Consider the following 17,236-nt stretch of genomic DNA (forward strand, 5'->3'; position numbering starts at 1 on the left):
GTACTGATTGGACGCTTCGCAGCGCCTGCTCTACCTGTAGAGCTGAGCCATGCTCGGCTGAGGCGTTCCCGGTGACGCCCCTGCCGAGCATGGCTCGGCACTACCACAGCGCCTTAGCTGCCTTGCAGCGGAGTCAGCAGGTGCGGGCCATTGTTGTCGACCAGATTGACACTGCCATCGACAAGCGCATCCGGTGAAAAGCCGAGCTGCTCGCTACCCTCGCGCCACGGCGCACGTTCACGCGGGCCCGGCACATAGCTCACCCAGCGCCCCTGTTCCTGGCCCTCGGCACCACCGTTGTCCAGCGAATAGCTGACCGGCACGCGCACATTCCAGAACGGCTGAGCGGCAACAGGACCTTGCGTCGGAACCCGGAAGGTCCACTGCCGGGCACCGGCCAGCGCGCTCTTGGCCAATAGGTCGCGGGCACGTCGTTGATCGTTCTCCCTGCTGAGGAAGGTAAGGTTCACCTGCTCGGCAAAAGCATCCTCGACCTTGCCGTCCCTGCCGACCTTGACCAGAAGATAGACACTGCCGGAAATCCCTGCACGGTAGGCTTGCTCGGGATAGCGCGGCGGTTTCAGCGAAACACGCGCGATGTTCTCCGGATCGTCGGCGTCGAGCCGCGCGAAATTGATGCCGCGCAGGCTGATTTCATAGCGATCACCCTCCAGTTTGCGGGCGATGACACGCAGGCTCATTGGTGCCAGCGCGCGGACTGCGACACCATCCCTGAGCACAGGCTCGAAGCGCCACTTCAGCCCGGCATCGCGCACCATACTCACCACGCCAACGGGCAGCTTGTCCTCTTTGGCCAGCTGCACTGCAGATACCGATCCGTCGGTTTCGATACTGACTTCGCCACGCACCACCAAACTGCTTTCAATCCGCTCGCGTACCGCCGCGATACCACCACCGCTCTCTGCCATGGCAGTCACCGGCGCCGCAGTCACAAGCACCGCGCCAAACACCATTGCCGCAAATACCTGTCGCATTCCACTTCTCCTTGTGTCCGGAAGGCGGATTAAAGCGCGGCCAGTGGATCGCTGCAAGCCTCACGCCAGTCGCAGCGCACGCGGGTACGGTGGGGTGTCCGGGTACAGCCCTTGCTGGAATCCGGCCTGCAGCCCCCGCCACCACGCTGGATCAAACAGCTCCCCAAACTTCTCCTGCACCACCTCCAACGACGAGCGTGGCAAGCCCATGAACAGCCCGAAGCGCTCGGGGAACACATCGTTGGGCGCGACATGGAACCAGGGTTCGGCCGCCATTGCCTCTTCCTCGCTGCGCGGCCTTGGCCACTGGCGGAAGTTGCACTCGGTCACCAGACACAATTCGTCATAGTCGTAGAACACCGCACGACCATGCCGCGACACTCCGAAATTCTTCAACAGCATGTCGCCAGGGAAGATATTGTTGCAGGCCATGTCGCGAATCGCCTGCGCATAGTCCAGCGCGGCAGCGCGCGCCGCCTCCGTACCCTGCTCGCGCAGATAGAGATTCAACGGCCGGAACCGACGCTGCACATAACAAAGCGCGATCTCGACCTCATCGCCGTCGACGCGCACGCTCTGGCTGCACTCGTTCACCAGCTCGTGCAACAAGGCCGGTGCAAAACGCTGTAGCGGAAAGCGCAGATGGCGATACGGCTGTGCATCCAACAGGCGACCGATACGATCCAGGTTGAACACCAGCGCGTACTTGTCCTCCACGTCCTGCCTGCTCATGGTCTTGGGCCAGGCAAAACGATCACGGATCAGCTTGAACACCAGCGGGTAGCTGGGCAGGGTGAATACCGTCATCACCATGCCGGGGGTGCCTTCAGCGTGCACCAGCTGCTCGTTGTCGTGCTGCTGGAAGTGACTGAAGAAGGTGCGGTAACGCTCGGTCTTGCCCTGTTTGGCCCGGCCCAGCACCGTATAGATTTCATCCACCGGTTTGCCCGGCAGGATGCTGCGCAGGAACACCACTGCATCGGCCACGGTTGGCAGATCGGCCTGGAAGTAGCTGCGCGAGACGCCGAACAGATGCGCGACATCGCGGCGGCGGCTGAGCACGGCCTCCGCGCGGATGCCATTGCCATCATTCACCAGCGCAATCACACATGGCGAGAAGCGATGCTCGCCGAACACGCGCCCGACCAGATAGGCACGTCGCTCGCGATAGAACACCGTCTGCAACAGCTCGATCGCGCGTACCGGGTACGGCCCCCAATGGGCTAGGTCATCTTGCAGCCGCACCGCTATGGCCGCTGCACAACGTAGCTGGTGCGCGTACGGCAGGTCGAACGCATAGTCCGCCAACAAACGTGAGAACGCTTCGGCCGGACGCGCCTCGGACACCGCATAGACATGCCGCGCGACCGGGTGGGTGATGGCGTCGGAGGGTTCGATGTCCAGCGCCATGAACTCGATGCTGTCATCCACGCCATGGGTAGCAAACAGACGCCGGGTGAGCGTGTTGTAGAAGGTCTTGTAGAGCTCGCCGTCGATGCGACTCTCGATCAACCCCGCGAAATCCTGTTTGACCCGCCGCCACAGCAGCTGCAACTCGCTACTGCCCTGCAGTAGCTGATCCAGCTGCGCGCGGCATTGAGCGACACAGACGTCGTATAGCTCGATGCGTTCCACTGCATCGGCTTTGGCAGCAGCCCAATCACGACGCTGGAAGCGCTCTCGTGCACGCCGGCTGACCTGCGCGAAGTCGCGGTGGTAGTCCTCGAAGCCCTGCGCGATGCAGCTGGCGACGCTGGCGGCCAACGTGCCGTCTGTAGCCGACTCGGTCATGAGGGCATGACCTGGCGTTGCCGAGGCGCGGGGGCAATGCAGATACGGGGCAATCGCATGCGGATGAACACCGGGAAGTTGCGCTGACCATACGCCACTGACTGCTGTTCGGGACAGGCTTGGGGACGAAGGTGTTCGTGGATTGCAGGTTTCGCGCCAAAGTCACCCCTCCCCAACCCTCCCCTTTGCTACGCAAAAGGGAGGGAGCGAAGCAGGCGCTCGCGCCCTGTTGGCTTTGGCTTTGGCTTTGGCTTTGGCTTCGGCTTTGGCTTTGGCTTCGGCTTTGGCTTCGGCTTCGGCTTTGGCTTCGGCTTCGGCTTTAGCCCTTCTCCCGCCCGCGGGAGAAGGGTTGGGATGAGGGGAGCCTTGGCTTTGGCTCCAATGCAGCCACAGCTACCGCCCCCTCACTCCCCGGACAACTCCGCCTGGATCTTGCGCCCACACTCGCGCGCACTCCACAGCACATGCCCGATCACGCTGCGCTGGCCGCAGGCGGCCATCAGCAACAACGAACCGCGCGGCAGCTGGATCGATTGCATCAATACCTTGCCTTCGCTGGCCTCCAGCATCAGCACGTCCATCGTGCCCAAGGCCAGCTCGCGGCCAACCGCCGAGGCCAAGGCCAGCATGGCGCTGGTCATTGCAGCCAGGCGTTCGCCACTGGAGGTCTCGGTGGCCGCCTGTGCCAGGACAAAACCATCGATGCTGGCAACGACGGCGGCACGCACACCATCCACCGAGCTGGTGAACTCCTGCAGCCGTTGGTCAATTGCGGCGACCTCCCAGTCTTCCAGCAGTGCAATCGCCTTGGCCTCAGTCATGGGTGCCCACCAGGGCAGCGGCTTCGACTTCACCCATCAATACATCCATCAACAGCATCACCGCATCCTCCGAGCGTGCGTCGAACGGCACCAATGGCAACGGCCTGCCCGCGGTCTTCTGTGCCTGCAGCAGGCAGGCATCAAGATCCACGTCGGGCATCAAATCAAATTTTGAAACACCAATCACCGCTGGAACCGTCCCGGCGTGTTCGCGCAGTGCCAGCAGATAACGTTCCATTTCCTGCGCCACGTCGGGACTGGAGGCATCAGCCAGGATCACCACGCCACGTGCGCCTTGCAGCAGCACCGGCCAGATGAAGGAGAACCGCTCCTGCCCCGGTGTGCCGTACAGGCGCAGCCGGTCGCCATTGGGCAGACTCACGTCGGCATAGTCCATCGCCACCGTGGTTGCCAGCTTGGACGAACTGGCATCGGTGTTGAGTACATCGGTGTCGATGACGGTGCCGCCCGCTACAGCGCGCACCAGCGTCGATTTCCCTGCCCCCATGGCGCCCAGAATCACTACCTTGTGTTCGATCATGCATGGGTCCCTGTACGGTGACGGACGCTGCGCCACATCCGTGCCAGCAAGGCGCTGGCACCAAGTTTGGCTGGTGCCAGCGGCGGCGCCGAGGCAGACTCCGGCACCTCCACCTTGGCATAGCCACACAAGTAGGCCGAGCGCATGAAGGCGCGGGTTGCGTTGCTATCCAGTTCCAGCAGTTCCGTGCATTCGCTCAGGGTGCAGGGCTTTTTCAGCAGCAGCGAGCACAACCTGAAACCATCGTGTTGATGGGCAAGCACACGGAAGTCCGGCCAGCGCAGCAGGCTTACCCGGGCGTTCTGTTGCAGGCGGCGATCGAAATCGGTCCAATTGTCGCCAAACTGCGCCATCTGCCACAGCAGCGGCCGCAGCGGTTGCCGCGACAGGTTCTCTGCCAAGGCCTGGAAACGCGCCAGCGACAATTCCTGCAAGGCCAGCAACTCGAATACGTCACCCAATTGCTGTGCCAGGCTTGGCCCCTGCGTTGGATGCACGTAGAGCGGCACCATCTGGTCGTGTTCGAAATCAATCAGCAGCTGTGGTTGACCTTGCAATGACAGCACCGCACGGCCCTGCTTTTCCTGCAAGCGCTGCCGCAAAAGGCGGGTAACTTGTTTGGCGCCGCTGGCCAGATACAGACCATCGGTTGTGGTCGACGTAGAAGGCGGTGCCAACGCGTGCTGGATCTGCGCCCGATCAAGATGCAGTTCCTCGCTACTGCGGCCATCGTGTACGGCGCCGGCATCATCATGCAGCCACAGCCGCATGGTCGGCCGCTTGCTGGCCATGTGCTGGGCAGCGCTGCGCAACGCCGGGGTATCGCGGACCAGAAGCAGGTCGCACTGATCCAGATCGACACAGCGTTGCAGGCCCTCCGGTGGTAACCCTGCAATCTCCCTCAATCGCCCAAGGAGCGTCTGCTCCTCCCGGGTGTCCGAGCCCACTACCAGCACCCTGGTCATGCCTCTTCCCCTTTTTGACGCGCTCGCGTCATGCGATTCCCTGCGTGTCGGATGAGGCTATTCCAGAAGCTGTATGTGAAAGGGTGATTGGACACACACTTCGATTTTCCGGCGCAGCTTTCAACACACGACCTTGGTCGTATGTACACATCGCCTTCACGCGAACACAAAAAAGCCTGCGTCCGTAAAGGACGCAGGCTTTCAATGTGTAACGGCGGCTACGAAAAAACAGCCGTCATTTCTCTGCAGCACTCAGCCGTTGAGGCTGGCGATCGCGGCATTGAGGGTGGCACTCGGGCGCATCGCCGGGCCAGCTTTGGCAAGATCCGGACGGTAGTAACCACCGATGTCCACGGCTTTGCCCTGCACCGCTGCCAGCTCGTCGACGATCTTCTGCTCGTTGCTGGTCAGTGCTTCTGCCAGCGGTGCGAACTTCGCCTTCAATGCGGCATCGTCGTTCTGCTCAGCCAGCGCCTGCGCCCAGTACATGGCGAGGTAGAAGTGGCTGCCGCGGTTGTCGATGCCACCGAGCTTGCGCGACGGCGACTTGTCGTTGTCCAGGAACTTGCCGTTGGCAGCATCCAGCGCATTGGCGAGCACGGTGGCGCCCTTGTTGTCGTAGCGCTGGCCGAGGTGCTCCAGCGAGGCGGCCAAGGCCAGGAACTCACCCAGCGAATCCCAACGCAGGTAGTCCTCTTCAACGAACTGCTGCACGTGCTTGGGTGCCGAACCGCCGGCACCGGTTTCGAACAGGCCGCCACCGGCCATCAGCGGCACGATCGACAGCATCTTGGCGCTGGTACCCAGCTCCAGGATCGGGAACAGGTCGGTCAGGTAATCACGCAGCACGTTGCCGGTCACCGAGATGGTGTCCTCGCCCTTGCGGATGCGCTCCAGTGACACGGCGGTGGCTTCTTCCGGCGACAGGATGCGGATGTCCAGGCCGCTGGTGTCGTGGTCCTTCAAATACTTTTCGACCTTGGCGATCACCTGCGCATCGTGGGCGCGCTTGGCATCCAGCCAGAACAGCGCCGGAGTGTTGCTCAGGCGCGCACGGCTGACGGCCAGCTTCACCCAGTCCTGGATCGGTGCATCCTTGGTCTGGCACATGCGCCAGATGTCACCGGCTTCAACGTGGTGTTCGAACACCACGTTGCCGGCTTCGTCGGTGACCTTGACCACGCCATCGGCGGCGATCTGGAAGGTCTTGTCATGCGAGCCGTATTCCTCGGCCTTCTGCGCCATCAGGCCGACGTTCGGCACCGAGCCCATGGTGGCCGGGTTGAACGCGCCGTGCGCCTTGCAGTCTTCGATAACGGCCTGGTACACGCCGGCGTAGCAGCGGTCCGGAATGACCGCCTTGGTGTCCTGCAGCTTGCCTTCGGCGTTCCACATCTTGCCGGAGTCACGGATCATCGCCGGCATCGAGGCGTCGACGATCACGTCCGACGGCACGTGCAGGTTGGTGATGCCCTTGTCCGAATTGACCATGGCCACGGCCGGACGCTTGGCGTACTCGGCGGCGATGTCGGCCTTGATCGCGGTCTGCTCGGCTTCCGGCAGCTGCGGCAGGCGCGCGTACAGGTCACCGATACCGTTGTTGGAATCGAAGCCGATCTGCGCAAGGCTGGCGGCATGCTTGGCCAGCACGTCCTTGTAGAACTCATCGACCACCACACCGAACATGATCGGGTCGGAGACCTTCATCATGGTCGCCTTCAGGTGCAGCGAAAACAGCACGCCCTGCTCCTTGGCATCGGCAATCTGTGCATCAACGAACGCAGCCAGCGCCTTGCGGTTCATCACCGAGGCGTCGACGATTTCGCCGGCCTTTACTGCGGTCTTGGCCTTCAGCACGACGGTGTTGCCGTCGTTCTGCACCAGCTCGATCTTCAGGCTGCCGGCGTTGGCGACGGTGGCCGACTTTTCGCTGCCGTAGAAATCACCGCCGTCCATGTGCGCGACGTGCGACTTGGAGTCGGCAGTCCATGCACCCATGCGGTGCGGGTGCTTGCGGGCGTAGTTCTTCACCGACAGCGGTGCGCGGCGATCGGAATTGCCTTCGCGCAGCACGGGATTGACCGCGCTGCCCTTGATCTTGTCGTAGCGCGCCTGGATGTCACGCGACACATCGTCGGTCGGTGCGTCCGGGTAGTTCGGCAGGATGAAGCCCTGGTCCTGCAGTTCCTTGATCGCGGCCTTGAGCTGCGGCACCGAGGCCGACACGTTCGGCAGCTTGATGATGTTGGCTTCCGGCTTGGTGGCCAGTTCGCCCAGTTCGGCCAGATCATCGCTGATCTTCTGCTCGTCCTTCAGGAAATCCGGGAACTGCGACAGGATGCGGCCGGACAGCGAGATGTCGCGGGTTTCGACGGCAATGCCGGCGGTCGCGGTAAAGGCATCGACGATGGGCAGCAGCGACTGCGTGGCCAGAAACGGAGCTTCGTCGGTGAGCGTGTAGATGATCTTCGGCGTATTCGACATGGGGGCAAAAACTCTCTTGCTGACGGATGCGGTGCGTGGAATGGCAGCGGCGACTGGGCAGGCGCACGGCCATCCAGTGGGCCGGCGCGCAATCCCTCTCCGGCTGCCGGATGAGGAAACCCTCGCATTGTCGCGTTTTCGACACGAGCGGGCAAAGCAAATCCATACGCCAAGGTAGGGAAAGACTTGCCGTCCGCGCCGCGAGGTGGCGCAGGCCTTGTGCCGTCTTGGCCCGCGCTGTATGCCGCGGTGGTGGTCTCAGCTGCAACCACTCGCGCTGTACGCGGACAGGTGTAGACAGTGCGCAGATCAAGGTTCGCGCGACAAGCAGTTCACTGGAGCGGAACAGGATTGGATTGCATGTGGGAGCGGCGTCAGCCGCGACGCTGAGGTTGCTCGAATCCCTGCATCTGATGGTGTCTCTGTCTCGCGGCTGACGCCGTTCCTACAAGAAGCATTTACGGTTGATGCAAAAAAAAAGGCGCAGCCTGGTGGCTGCGCCCATGCGTATCACCGGCGGGAGAGAGTTCGCCGGCTTACGCCTTGCTCACTTCACCTCGAACTGCTGCGGGGTACCGGCAGCCTTGCCATCGACGGTGACGTCGGCGGTGTACTTGCCAGCCGGCCACGGCTTGCTGTTGGCGAATTCGATGTTGGTGGTCCCAGCGTCTGTCGCATTGAGCGTGGCGCTCTGCTCACCGGCGGTCTGACCATCCTGGTAGGTCAACTTGGCCGCCACTGGCACATTGCTGGCGGTGCCGCTGGTCTTGACCGAAACAATGATCTTGTCCTTGGCTGCCAGCACGGCAACCGGTGCCACCGACATGTCAGCCGCCGCCACATTGCCGACAGTCACTGCTGTCACGGCGAGAACCGGCGCAGCAGGAGCCGACTCAACCATCGGCGCCGGGGCGCTCGCAGCCGGAGGAGGCGGGGTTGGTGCCGCTTCTTCTTTCTTCTTGCAGCCAACCAGTGCCACGGCACCGACCACAGCGATCATCAGGGCACTGCTAAGCGAAGTCTTCTTCATGAATTGCTCCGAATCTGGTTTGAAATTGCGTACGTACTGGCGCGAGGATCAACCCTGACGCGCCGGAATCTTCAGCGTCTGTCCCGGGCGGATCTTGTCCGGGTCATCGAGGACATCGCGGTTGGCATCGAAGATCTTCTTCCATGCATTGCCATCGCCGAGCAGCTTCTTGGCGATCTTGGAGAGGCTGTCGCCACTCTGCACGATGTATTCCTGCCCGCCGACGATCTCTTCTGTGCTGGTCACTGTTGCCGTGACGCCGGAAAAATCCGCCTTTTCAACTATCTGTTCGGTGCTGGTGACGGTCCCGGTTACACCGGAAAAATCGGCTTTCTTATCCGTACTGCTCATCCAGGCTGCTCCTCCGTGACTGACGGGGAGCAACGATTGCACGACGCCTGTTAAGGTTTCATCGTGCCAACGTAAAAACCAGCGTACGCAGCTGAATGTTTATTGACGCAGGTCGCGGATCGGGGGGCTGGCGGCCAAGCCCGGGCTGGCACGACGCGGATTTATATCCAGGCCGCCACGGCGGGTATAGCGTGCCTCCACCTCCAGCGAGGTCGGCTGGCAGCGCTGGCTCAGCTCCAGGAAGATCCGCTCCACGCACTGTTCGTGGAACTCGGCGTGGTCGCGGTAGCTGACCAGGTAACGCAGCAGCCCTTCGCGGTCGATGCGTGGGCCCTGGTAGCGGATGCTGACGCTGGCCCAGTCCGGCTGGCCGGTCACCGGGCAGTTGGACTTGAGCAGGGCCGACACCAGCGTCTCGCTGACCACGGTGCTGGCATCGGCCAGCAGCAGGTTCGCATCGGGTGGGCCATAGCTGTCGATGGCGACATCCAGGTGATCGATGCTCTCACCCGGCGCCTGGGCCACCGCTGGCAGGCCGAACTCGACCCGCACATCGGCACCGGCACAGGTCGACAGATCGGTGGCGATGCGTTCGCGCACGGCTTCGGCACGGTTGAAGCGCGCCCCGTTGAGCGAGTTGAGGTATAGCTTGAGCGACTTGGACTCGATCAGGTTCGGCGAGGTACCCGGCACGTACAGGGTTGCGGTTTCCACGCAGGGCTTGCCGCGTGCATCCAGCCAGCCCAGCTCATAGATATGCCAGCGGTCCTCGCCGACGAACGGCAGTTCGCTGCCCAGACCGATCTCGGCACGGGCGCCGGCGCGCGGAATCGGGAACAGCAGACTGGCGTCGTACTGGCGGGGGTAGTCGACCTCACGGCCGAGGCTGGAATCTTGGGGAGTGTTCATCGGCCCCATTGTAGTTGCGCCAGCTTGAGCGCCGGATATACCGAGGCGCTCTTTCGCAGGAAAAGCGGTGTCTGGCGCAGCTTCAGTTCAGCAGCCGCGCCCACCACGATTTGCTGGGCTTGGCCTGCGGGATCTCCTCGCTCACCAGCCGCATCACTTCCCGCTCCGGGTCCAGCGCCGAGGGGCCGTAGACCACGCGGATACGCTCCTCCTCGGTCGCCCCGAGAGTGTCGCCATTGCTGATGACCATGCCGTTCTCGATCAGGTAATCGACGATGCCGGTGAGGCGGCCGAACACGCCTTCGGCAGTTTCCCCGGTCTCGGGAATCTCGATGTCCATCAGGCCCAGCATGTCCATGCCGCGGGTATGGCCGGTCATCACCCCGTCCGGGCGCTGGCCGACATTGATCGCCACCCAGGCGATCGGCAGCGGCTCGGGCAAGGTGGCCTGGGTCAGCTCGCGGAACAGGCTTGGCAGCACCACGTGATTGGCGCTGCCGAAGTACACCGCCTCGATGCTGTTGGACACGGCCACAGCCGACGCCAGCACGCGACTGAGCAGTGCGGCCTGTGCGACAAGATTGGTTTCCTGCGCGTCGTCGCCGAAGCGCATCACGGTGACGATGGTGTGTGCGGCGTAGTCCACCGGCGCCGGCGTGGCGTCTGGCCACAGCCGGCTGTGCGCGCAGATCTGCGCGATGTCATCACCGATCTGCACCGGGATCGGCATCAACGCGATCAGGTAGTCGGCGTATTCCAGACACAGCATCGGTGAATCGTCGCCATCGGCATCCTTGTCGACGGTGTCGTCCGTCGTTGCTTCGCCCACCCGCAGCAGCGACTGGTCCAGATCTGGCCAATCGCTGCGTAGCTGCGCAAGCAGGGCTTCGGCTGTGAGCTGAGGGTCGAGCTGTGACTGCAGCAGCATGGCCAGGCTGGCTGTCATGGGGCGCCTTCTTCCTTGTAGGTAAGCCCCCGACACTACCCGGACTCAGCCTGCCTTGTCACCGTGCAGGTAATCCAGCGACACCTGCAACAGCGCGCGCAGGCCGACATCCAGTGCCTTTTCGTCGAGCAGGAACTTGGGCGAATGGTTGCTCGGCGCAGTGGCCGGGTCGATGCCGGCGCCGGTGGAGCCGACGAAGAAGAACATCGACGGCACCTGCTGTGCGTACAGCGAGAAGTCTTCCGAGCCCATCTGCAGCGGCGGCTCGTAGACGTTGGCCTTGCCCACCACCGCCTGCAGGCTGGGCAGCATGCGCGCGGTCAGTGCCGGATCGTTGACCGTGGCCGGGTTGCCGTCCTTCTCGTAGATGTCGGTGACAGCCGTTGCACCGTGGGCGGCGGCGGTGTGCTCGGCGACGTTGCGCAGGTCGGCGAAGATCTGCTTGCGCATGTCCGGGTCGAAGGTGCGGATGGTGCCCACCATCTCCACCGAGTCGGGAATGATGTTGTAGCGGATGCCGCCCTTGATCGCGCCGAAGGTGAGCACTGCCGGCTGCTTGGACAGGTTGGCGCGGCGGCTGACGATGGTCTGTGCGGTGCCGATCAGGTCAGAGGCCGCAACAATCGGGTCAACGCCGTTCCACGGCGCCGAGCCATGCGTCTGGCGACCATTGACGGTGATGCCGAAGCGGTCGGAAGCCGCCATCAGCGGGCCGCCGCGCACGGCGATCTGGCCCGCCTGCACGCTGGAGAACACATGCAGGCCGAACACCGCCTCCGGCTTGAAGTCCTTGAACAGGCCTTCCTTGAGCATCAGGTCGGCACCGCCCTGCTCCGGCGGTGGCGCGCCTTCCTCGGCCGGCTGGAAGATCAGCATCACTTCGCCGGGCAGCTTGTCGCGCATGGCGACCAGCGCGTCGGCCACGCCCAACAAGGTTGCGGTGTGCGCGTCATGACCGCAGGCATGCATCACACCGACCTGCTCGCCGCGATACTCGGCGGTGGCCTTGGAGGCAAATGGAAGGCCGGTCTGTTCGGTGACCGGCAGCGCGTCCATGTCGGCACGCAAGGCGATCTTCGGGCCGGGCAGCCCGCCCTTGATGATGGTGACCACACCGTGCACGGCGACGCCGGTCTTCGGATTCAAGCCCATCGCACGCAGGCGCTCGGCGACTTTGGCCGCGGTGCGCTCTTCGCGATTGGAGAGTTCCGGATGGGCGTGAAAATCGCGACGCCAATCCACCACTTGTTGCTGCAGGCGAGTGGCAGCGGCCGCCACCTCCGGCCGCTGGGCGGCATCCTGGGCCTGCGCCAGCGGGGCAAGGGCGCAAAGCAAGGCAGACAGCAACACGGTCTTGCGGGCCATCAGCAACTCTCCTTCCAGTCGGGGACCGGGTGAATGTAGGCCAATCATGGGCCAAACGCCCGCAGGCAGGGAACCGGCTCGCTGTAGGCGATCAGCCGTAGCGCCGAACCATGCTCGGCAGGGGCCTTACCCGCAACCCACCAGTATGCAGGGCTCCATGTAGTGCCGAGCCATGCTCGGCAGGAGCCTTCCTCGCAGCCACCGACTTGTGGGAGCGGCGTGAGCCGCGAAGCCGACACAATGGGAACCAGCAACTGGTCTGCGATCCGGCAGACCATCAGCTTCGCGGCTCACGCCGCTCCCACAACCGTCCTGCATGTTGATGCGATGCCGGGAAGGCTCCTGCCGAGCATGGCTCGGCGCTACAACATCAGGTCAACCGATGCCGCGATGGAACGTTCATCACCTGCACGGGTCTGTATGCGTGGCCCATCGGTCATGCCTCCATGACAACAGGCGCGGCGGTATCCTCTGCGCCTTGTTTGCCATCCCCTATCAGTTCCTCAGGAGTTTTCGCATGTCGCGTTTCTGGAAGATCGTACTGCTGGTCATTGCAGTGCTGCTGGTGGCCGGTATCGGCTATCGGCTGATGGGGGGCGGCAAGCAGAAGGCCGGTGCTGCGCCGGCAGGCATGAACCAGGGCGGCCGGGGCGAGCAGGACAAGGACCCGGTGCCGGTCACTGCGGTCAGCGCCGAGAAGAAGGACGTGCCGGTTTACCTGACCGCACAAGGTACGGTGACCGCGTTCAATACCGTCACGGTAAGCCCGCAGGTCGGCGGCCAGCTGCTCAGCGTCAACTTCCGCGAAGGCCAGGCGGTCAAGAAGGGTGATCTGCTGGCACAGATCGACCCACGCACCTTCCAGGCCCAGTACGACCAGGCTGTCGCCAGCAAGCGCCAGAACGAGGCCCTGCTGGCCACCGCGCAGTCCAACTACGCGCGCTCCAACTCACCGGAGTACCGCCAGTTTGTCGCCCAGACCGACCTGACCACGCTGCGCAACCAGGTGACCCAGTACCAAGCCGCCGTCGCCGCCTCGCAGGCCTCGGCCGCACAGGCCAAGGTGCAGCTGGACTACACCCGCATCACCTCGCCAATCAACGGCATCGCCGGTATCCGTGCGGTCGACCCGGGCAATGTGGTCAGCGCCGGCAGCCAGATCGTCACCGTCACCCAGCTGCAGCCGGCCTATGTGCTGTTCAACCTGCCGGAACAGCAGCTCGACGCGGTGCGCAGCGCACAGGCTGCAGGCCCCTTGCAGACCGCCACCCTGGACCGCGAAGGCGGCAGCGTGGTCAATGCCGACGGCGTGTTGCAGGTGGTGGACAACCAGATCAGCAGCAGCAGCGGTACCTTCCGCCTGCGCGCGCAGTTCCCCAATGCCAACGACACGCTGTGGCCGGGCCAGTTCGTCAACGTGCAGATGAAGCTCAACGTGCTGCCGGGTGCAATCGTGGTACCGGCCGAAGCGGTGCAACGCAGCAGCACCAGCGACTTCGTCTATCTGATCAAGCCCGACAACACCGTCACCCTGCGCAATGTGGTGCAGGGCGGCCAGGTCGATGACAGCCACGTGGTCATCAGCAGCGGTCTGCAGGCTGGTGACAAGGTCGTCACCGAAGGCCAGTTCCGTTTGAAGGAAGGCAGCAAGGTCAATGCGCTTGCGCCGGGCCAGGCACCGCCGGCACCGACTGAGGCACAGCTCAAGGCAGCCGCCCAGAAGGGCAGTGGCAGCCGTGGTGGACGGGGTGGCCCGCCGCGCTGACGCGTTGGCCGGCACCCGCCTCCCCTCCCCTGCACCAGGAACCGACCGTGGGCTTTTCGACTATCTTCATCCGGCGCCCGATCGCCACCTCCCTGTTGATGATCGGGCTGATGCTGCTGGGCATCCTCGGTTACCAGCGCCTGCCGGTTGCGGCCCTGCCCGAGATCGAAGCGCCCAGTCTGGTGGTGACCACCCAGTACCCGGGTGCCAGCGCGCAGACCATGGCCTCGCTGGTGACCACGCCGCTGGAGCGACAGCTGGGGCAGATTTCCGGGCTGGACATGATGACCTCCGATTCGTCGGCCGGCCTGTCCAGCATCGTGCTGCAGTTCTCGATGGAACGCGATCTGGATACCGCCGCGCAGGACGTGCAGGCGGCCATCCGCCAAGCCACCCTGCCCAGCTCGCTGCCCTACCAGCCGGTCTACAACCGAGTGAATCCGGCCGATGCGCCGATCCTGACCCTGAAACTGGCCTCGGACACGCGACCGCTGCGTGAGGTCAACGATCTCGCCGACTCCATCCTCGCCCAGCGCCTGTCACAGACCGACGGTGTCGGCCTGGTCTCCATCGCCGGCAATGTGCGGCCGGCGGTGCGCATCCAGGTCAACCCGGCCCAGCTGTCCAACATGGGCATGACCCTGGAAGACCTGCGCAGTGCGTTGACCCAGGCCAACGTCAACGCGCCCAAGGGCTCGCTCAACGGCAAGACGCAGAGCTATACGCTGTCCACCAATGACCAGCTCAGCGACGCGGCCGACTACAACGACATCATCATCCGTTACCAGAACGGTGCACCGGTCCGCCTGCGCGACGTCGCCAAGGTGGTCGATGGCGTCGAGAACGACCAGCTCGCCGCCTGGGCCGATGGCAAGCCCGCAGTGCTGCTGGAAGTACGCCGCCAGCCCGGCGCCAACATCGTCAAGACGGTGGAGAACATCCGCCAGATCCTGCCCAACCTGCAGGGCATGCTGCCGGCCGACGTCAAGCTCGATGTGTTCTCCGACCGCACAGTGACCATCCGCGCCTCGGTGCATGACGTGCAGTTCACCCTGATCCTCACCATCTGCCTGGTGGTGGCGGTGATCTTCGTGTTCCTGCGCCGGCTTTGGGCGACGGTGATCCCGTCGGTGGCGGTGCCGCTGTCCCTGCTCGGCACGTTCGGGGTGATGGCCTTCGCCGGCATGTCGCTGGACAACCTGTCGCTGATGGCGCTGACCGTGGCCACCGGCTTCGTGGTCGACGATGCGATCGTGATGATCGAGAACATCGTCCGCTATATCGAGAAGGGCAAGGACGGCCAGGAAGCGGCGGAGATCGGCTCCAAGGAAATTGGCTTCACCGTGCTGTCGTTGACGGTGTCGCTGATCGCGGTATTCCTGCCGCTGATCCTGATGCCGGGCGTCACTGGCCGCTTGTTCCATGAGTTCGCCTGGGTGTTGTCGATTGCAGTGGCGATCTCGATGGTGATCTCGCTGACGCTGACGCCGATGATGTGCGCCTACCTGCTCAAGCCCGATGCACTGCCGGAAGGCGACGACGCGCATGAGCGGACCGCAGCGGAAGGCAAGGTCACCGCCTGGTCACGCTTGGTCGGCGTGTATGAGCGCACGCTGGACTGGGTGCTGCACCATCAGCCGCTGACCTTGGGCATCGCCCTGGCCTCGGTCGCGCTGACCGTCCTGCTGTACATGGTGATCCCCAAGGGCCTGCTGCCCGACCAGGACACCGGCATGGTCACCGGTGTGGTCATCGCCGACCAGAACGTCGCCTTCGAGCAGATGCAGCAGCGCACGCAGGCCGTCGCCGCCGCGCTGCAGGGCGATGAAGCGGTCACCGGTGTAGCTGCTTATATCGGCGCTGGCAGCATGAATCCCACCCTCAACCAGGGCCAGCTGAGCATCGTGCTCAAGGACCGTGGTGATCGCGATGGGCTGGATGTGATCCTGCCGCGTCTGCAGGCCGCCGCCGCACATATCCCCGGCATCGCGCTGTACCTGAAGCCGGTGCAGGACGTGACCCTGGATACGCGCGTGGCTGCCACCGCCTACCAGTTCTCGCTGTCGGACATGGACAGCACCGAGCTGGCCAAACAGACCGAGCGTGTCACCGACGCCTTGCGACGGCTGCCGGAACTGGCCGACGTCGACGACAACCTCGCCAACCATGGCCGCGCGCTGCATGTGGAAGTGGACCGCGACAAGGCCAGCCGCTACGGCGTGCCGATGCAGACCATCGACGACACGCTGTACGACGCCTACGGCCAGCGCCAGATCTCGACCATCTTCACCCAGCTCAACCAGTACCGCGTGGTGCTGGAAGTGGCGCCGGAGTTCCGCACCAGCGATGCGCTGATGAACCAGCTGGCGATCGGCAGCAATGGCAGCGGCACGCTCAGTGGCAGCAATGCCACCACCCTGGGCCAGGTGACGTCGAGCAACTCGTCCACCGCCACCGGTATCGGCAGTGCCAATACCGGCATCGCACTCGGCGCAGGCGGCAGCATCCCGCTGTCGGCGATTGCCAGCGCCAAGCCCGGTACTGCACCGCTGATCGTCAGCCACCAGCAGCAGCTGCCGTCGGCGACCATCTCGTTCAACCTGGCGCCGGGTTACTCCTTGTCCGAAGGCGTGGATGCGATCAACAAGGCGGTTGCCGAGCTCGAACTTCCACAGCAGATGCAGGCGCAGTTCGTCGGTACCGCGGCCGAGTTCTCCAGCAGCCAGACCGACGTGATCCTGTTGCTGCTGGCCGCCATCGCGGTGATCTACATCGTGCTCGGCGTGCTGTACGAGAGCTGGATCCATCCGCTGACCATCATCTCGACCCTGCCGCCGGCCGGCGTCGGCGCATTGCTGGCCTTGTACCTGTGCGGCATGAGCCTGTCGGTGGACGGCATCGTCGGCATCGTGCTGCTGATCGGCATCGTCAAGAAGAACGCGATCATGATGATCGACTTCGCGCTGGACGCGCAGCGCTCCGGTGCCAATGCCTATGACGCGATCCGCCGCGCCTGCCTGCTGCGTTTCCGCCCGATCATGATGACCACCGCCGCGGCCATGCTCGGCGCCCTGCCGCTGGCGCTGGGCACCGGTATCGGTTCGGAGCTGCGGCGTCCGCTGGGTGTGGCCATCGTCGGTGGCCTGCTGCTGTCGCAGCTGGTCACGCTGTACACCACGCCGGTGATCTACCTGTACTTCGAGCGTCTGTCCGAGTGGGCGGCCAAGCGCCGCGAACAACGCGCCGCTGCACGCCTGCAGACGGCACGGTAAG

Annotated in this window: 13 protein-coding genes; 2 read left to right on the forward strand and 11 right to left on the reverse strand. The window is 63.9% G+C overall.

The window, feature by feature from the left end; all coding sequences use genetic code 11:
* Positions 1-113 precede the first annotated feature (113 nt).
* The 11 genes from ACVOMF_RS05090 to ACVOMF_RS05140 all read right to left on the reverse strand — a co-directional run bounded on the left by ACVOMF_RS05090 (position 114) and on the right by ACVOMF_RS05140 (position 12,198).
* Complete coding sequence (locus tag ACVOMF_RS05090) at positions 114-995, reverse strand: energy transducer TonB (RefSeq protein WP_481508296.1); 882 nt, start codon at positions 993-995, stop codon at positions 114-116.
* A gap of 60 nt (positions 996-1,055) precedes the next feature.
* Positions 1,056-2,786, reverse strand: a complete 1,731-nt coding sequence (aceK, locus tag ACVOMF_RS05095; RefSeq protein ID WP_481508297.1) for a bifunctional isocitrate dehydrogenase kinase/phosphatase — start codon at positions 2,784-2,786, stop codon at positions 1,056-1,058.
* 404 nt (positions 2,787-3,190) lie between these two features.
* Positions 3,191-3,607 carry a roadblock/LC7 domain-containing protein gene (locus ACVOMF_RS05100; protein WP_481508298.1) on the reverse strand — a complete coding sequence of 139 codons (417 nt, stop codon included), beginning with the start codon at positions 3,605-3,607 and terminating at the stop codon, positions 3,191-3,193.
* Positions 3,600-4,148 (reverse strand): GTP-binding protein, encoded by a 549-nt coding sequence (locus ACVOMF_RS05105; RefSeq protein WP_481508299.1) that lies wholly within the window; start codon positions 4,146-4,148, stop codon positions 3,600-3,602. Before ACVOMF_RS05105 ends, ACVOMF_RS05100 begins: the two co-directional genes overlap by 8 nt.
* Positions 4,145-5,113 (reverse strand): hypothetical protein, encoded by a 969-nt coding sequence (locus ACVOMF_RS05110; RefSeq protein WP_481508300.1) that lies wholly within the window; start codon positions 5,111-5,113, stop codon positions 4,145-4,147. Before ACVOMF_RS05110 ends, ACVOMF_RS05105 begins: the two co-directional genes overlap by 4 nt.
* A 252-nt stretch (positions 5,114-5,365) precedes the next feature.
* Positions 5,366-7,597: an NADP-dependent isocitrate dehydrogenase gene (locus ACVOMF_RS05115; protein ID WP_481508301.1), complete on the reverse strand. Its 2,232-nt coding sequence runs from the start codon at positions 7,595-7,597 to the stop codon at positions 5,366-5,368.
* Positions 7,598-8,144: 547 nt separating this feature from the next.
* Positions 8,145-8,627, reverse strand: a complete 483-nt coding sequence (locus tag ACVOMF_RS05120; RefSeq protein ID WP_481508302.1) for a hypothetical protein — start codon at positions 8,625-8,627, stop codon at positions 8,145-8,147.
* A gap of 48 nt (positions 8,628-8,675) precedes the next feature.
* Entirely contained in the window at positions 8,676-8,978 is a 303-nt protein-coding gene (locus tag ACVOMF_RS05125) for a LysM peptidoglycan-binding domain-containing protein (RefSeq protein WP_481508303.1), read from the reverse strand.
* 99 nt (positions 8,979-9,077) lie between these two features.
* Complete coding sequence (queF, locus tag ACVOMF_RS05130; RefSeq protein ID WP_481508304.1) at positions 9,078-9,887, reverse strand: NADPH-dependent 7-cyano-7-deazaguanine reductase QueF; 810 nt, start codon at positions 9,885-9,887, stop codon at positions 9,078-9,080.
* Between the two features lie 82 nt (positions 9,888-9,969).
* Positions 9,970-10,833, reverse strand: a complete 864-nt coding sequence (locus tag ACVOMF_RS05135; protein WP_481508305.1) for a DUF4261 domain-containing protein — start codon at positions 10,831-10,833, stop codon at positions 9,970-9,972.
* A 45-nt stretch (positions 10,834-10,878) separates the two neighbouring features.
* A complete protein-coding gene (locus ACVOMF_RS05140; RefSeq protein WP_481508306.1) occupies positions 10,879-12,198 on the reverse strand; it encodes an amidohydrolase in 1,320 nt (439 codons plus the stop codon).
* 517 nt (positions 12,199-12,715) lie between these two features.
* Between ACVOMF_RS05140 and ACVOMF_RS05145 the strand changes: the two genes are divergently transcribed.
* Complete coding sequence (locus tag ACVOMF_RS05145) at positions 12,716-13,963, forward strand: efflux RND transporter periplasmic adaptor subunit (protein WP_481508307.1); 1,248 nt, start codon at positions 12,716-12,718, stop codon at positions 13,961-13,963.
* 47 nt (positions 13,964-14,010) lie between these two features.
* Entirely contained in the window at positions 14,011-17,235 is a 3,225-nt protein-coding gene (locus tag ACVOMF_RS05150; RefSeq protein ID WP_481508308.1) for an efflux RND transporter permease subunit, read from the forward strand.
* Position 17,236: the final 1 nt, after the last annotated feature.

This window comes from Stenotrophomonas sp. STEN022, from assembly GCF_056760155.1.

Coding starts and splice junctions, on each gene's coding strand:
- ACVOMF_RS05090 (WP_481508296.1), bottom strand. CDS start 995: ATGCGACAGGTATTTGCGGCAATGGTGTTTGGCGCGGTGCTTGTGACT.
- aceK (WP_481508297.1), bottom strand. CDS start 2,786: ATGACCGAGTCGGCTACAGACGGCACGTTGGCCGCCAGCGTCGCCAGC.
- ACVOMF_RS05100 (WP_481508298.1), bottom strand. CDS start 3,607: ATGACTGAGGCCAAGGCGATTGCACTGCTGGAAGACTGGGAGGTCGCC.
- ACVOMF_RS05105 (WP_481508299.1), bottom strand. CDS start 4,148: ATGATCGAACACAAGGTAGTGATTCTGGGCGCCATGGGGGCAGGGAAA.
- ACVOMF_RS05110 (WP_481508300.1), bottom strand. CDS start 5,113: ATGACCAGGGTGCTGGTAGTGGGCTCGGACACCCGGGAGGAGCAGACG.
- ACVOMF_RS05115 (WP_481508301.1), bottom strand. CDS start 7,597: ATGTCGAATACGCCGAAGATCATCTACACGCTCACCGACGAAGCTCCG.
- ACVOMF_RS05120 (WP_481508302.1), bottom strand. CDS start 8,627: ATGAAGAAGACTTCGCTTAGCAGTGCCCTGATGATCGCTGTGGTCGGT.
- ACVOMF_RS05125 (WP_481508303.1), bottom strand. CDS start 8,978: ATGAGCAGTACGGATAAGAAAGCCGATTTTTCCGGTGTAACCGGGACC.
- queF (WP_481508304.1), bottom strand. CDS start 9,887: ATGAACACTCCCCAAGATTCCAGCCTCGGCCGTGAGGTCGACTACCCC.
- ACVOMF_RS05135 (WP_481508305.1), bottom strand. CDS start 10,833: ATGACAGCCAGCCTGGCCATGCTGCTGCAGTCACAGCTCGACCCTCAG.
- ACVOMF_RS05140 (WP_481508306.1), bottom strand. CDS start 12,198: ATGGCCCGCAAGACCGTGTTGCTGTCTGCCTTGCTTTGCGCCCTTGCC.
- ACVOMF_RS05145 (WP_481508307.1), top strand. CDS start 12,716: ATGTCGCGTTTCTGGAAGATCGTACTGCTGGTCATTGCAGTGCTGCTG.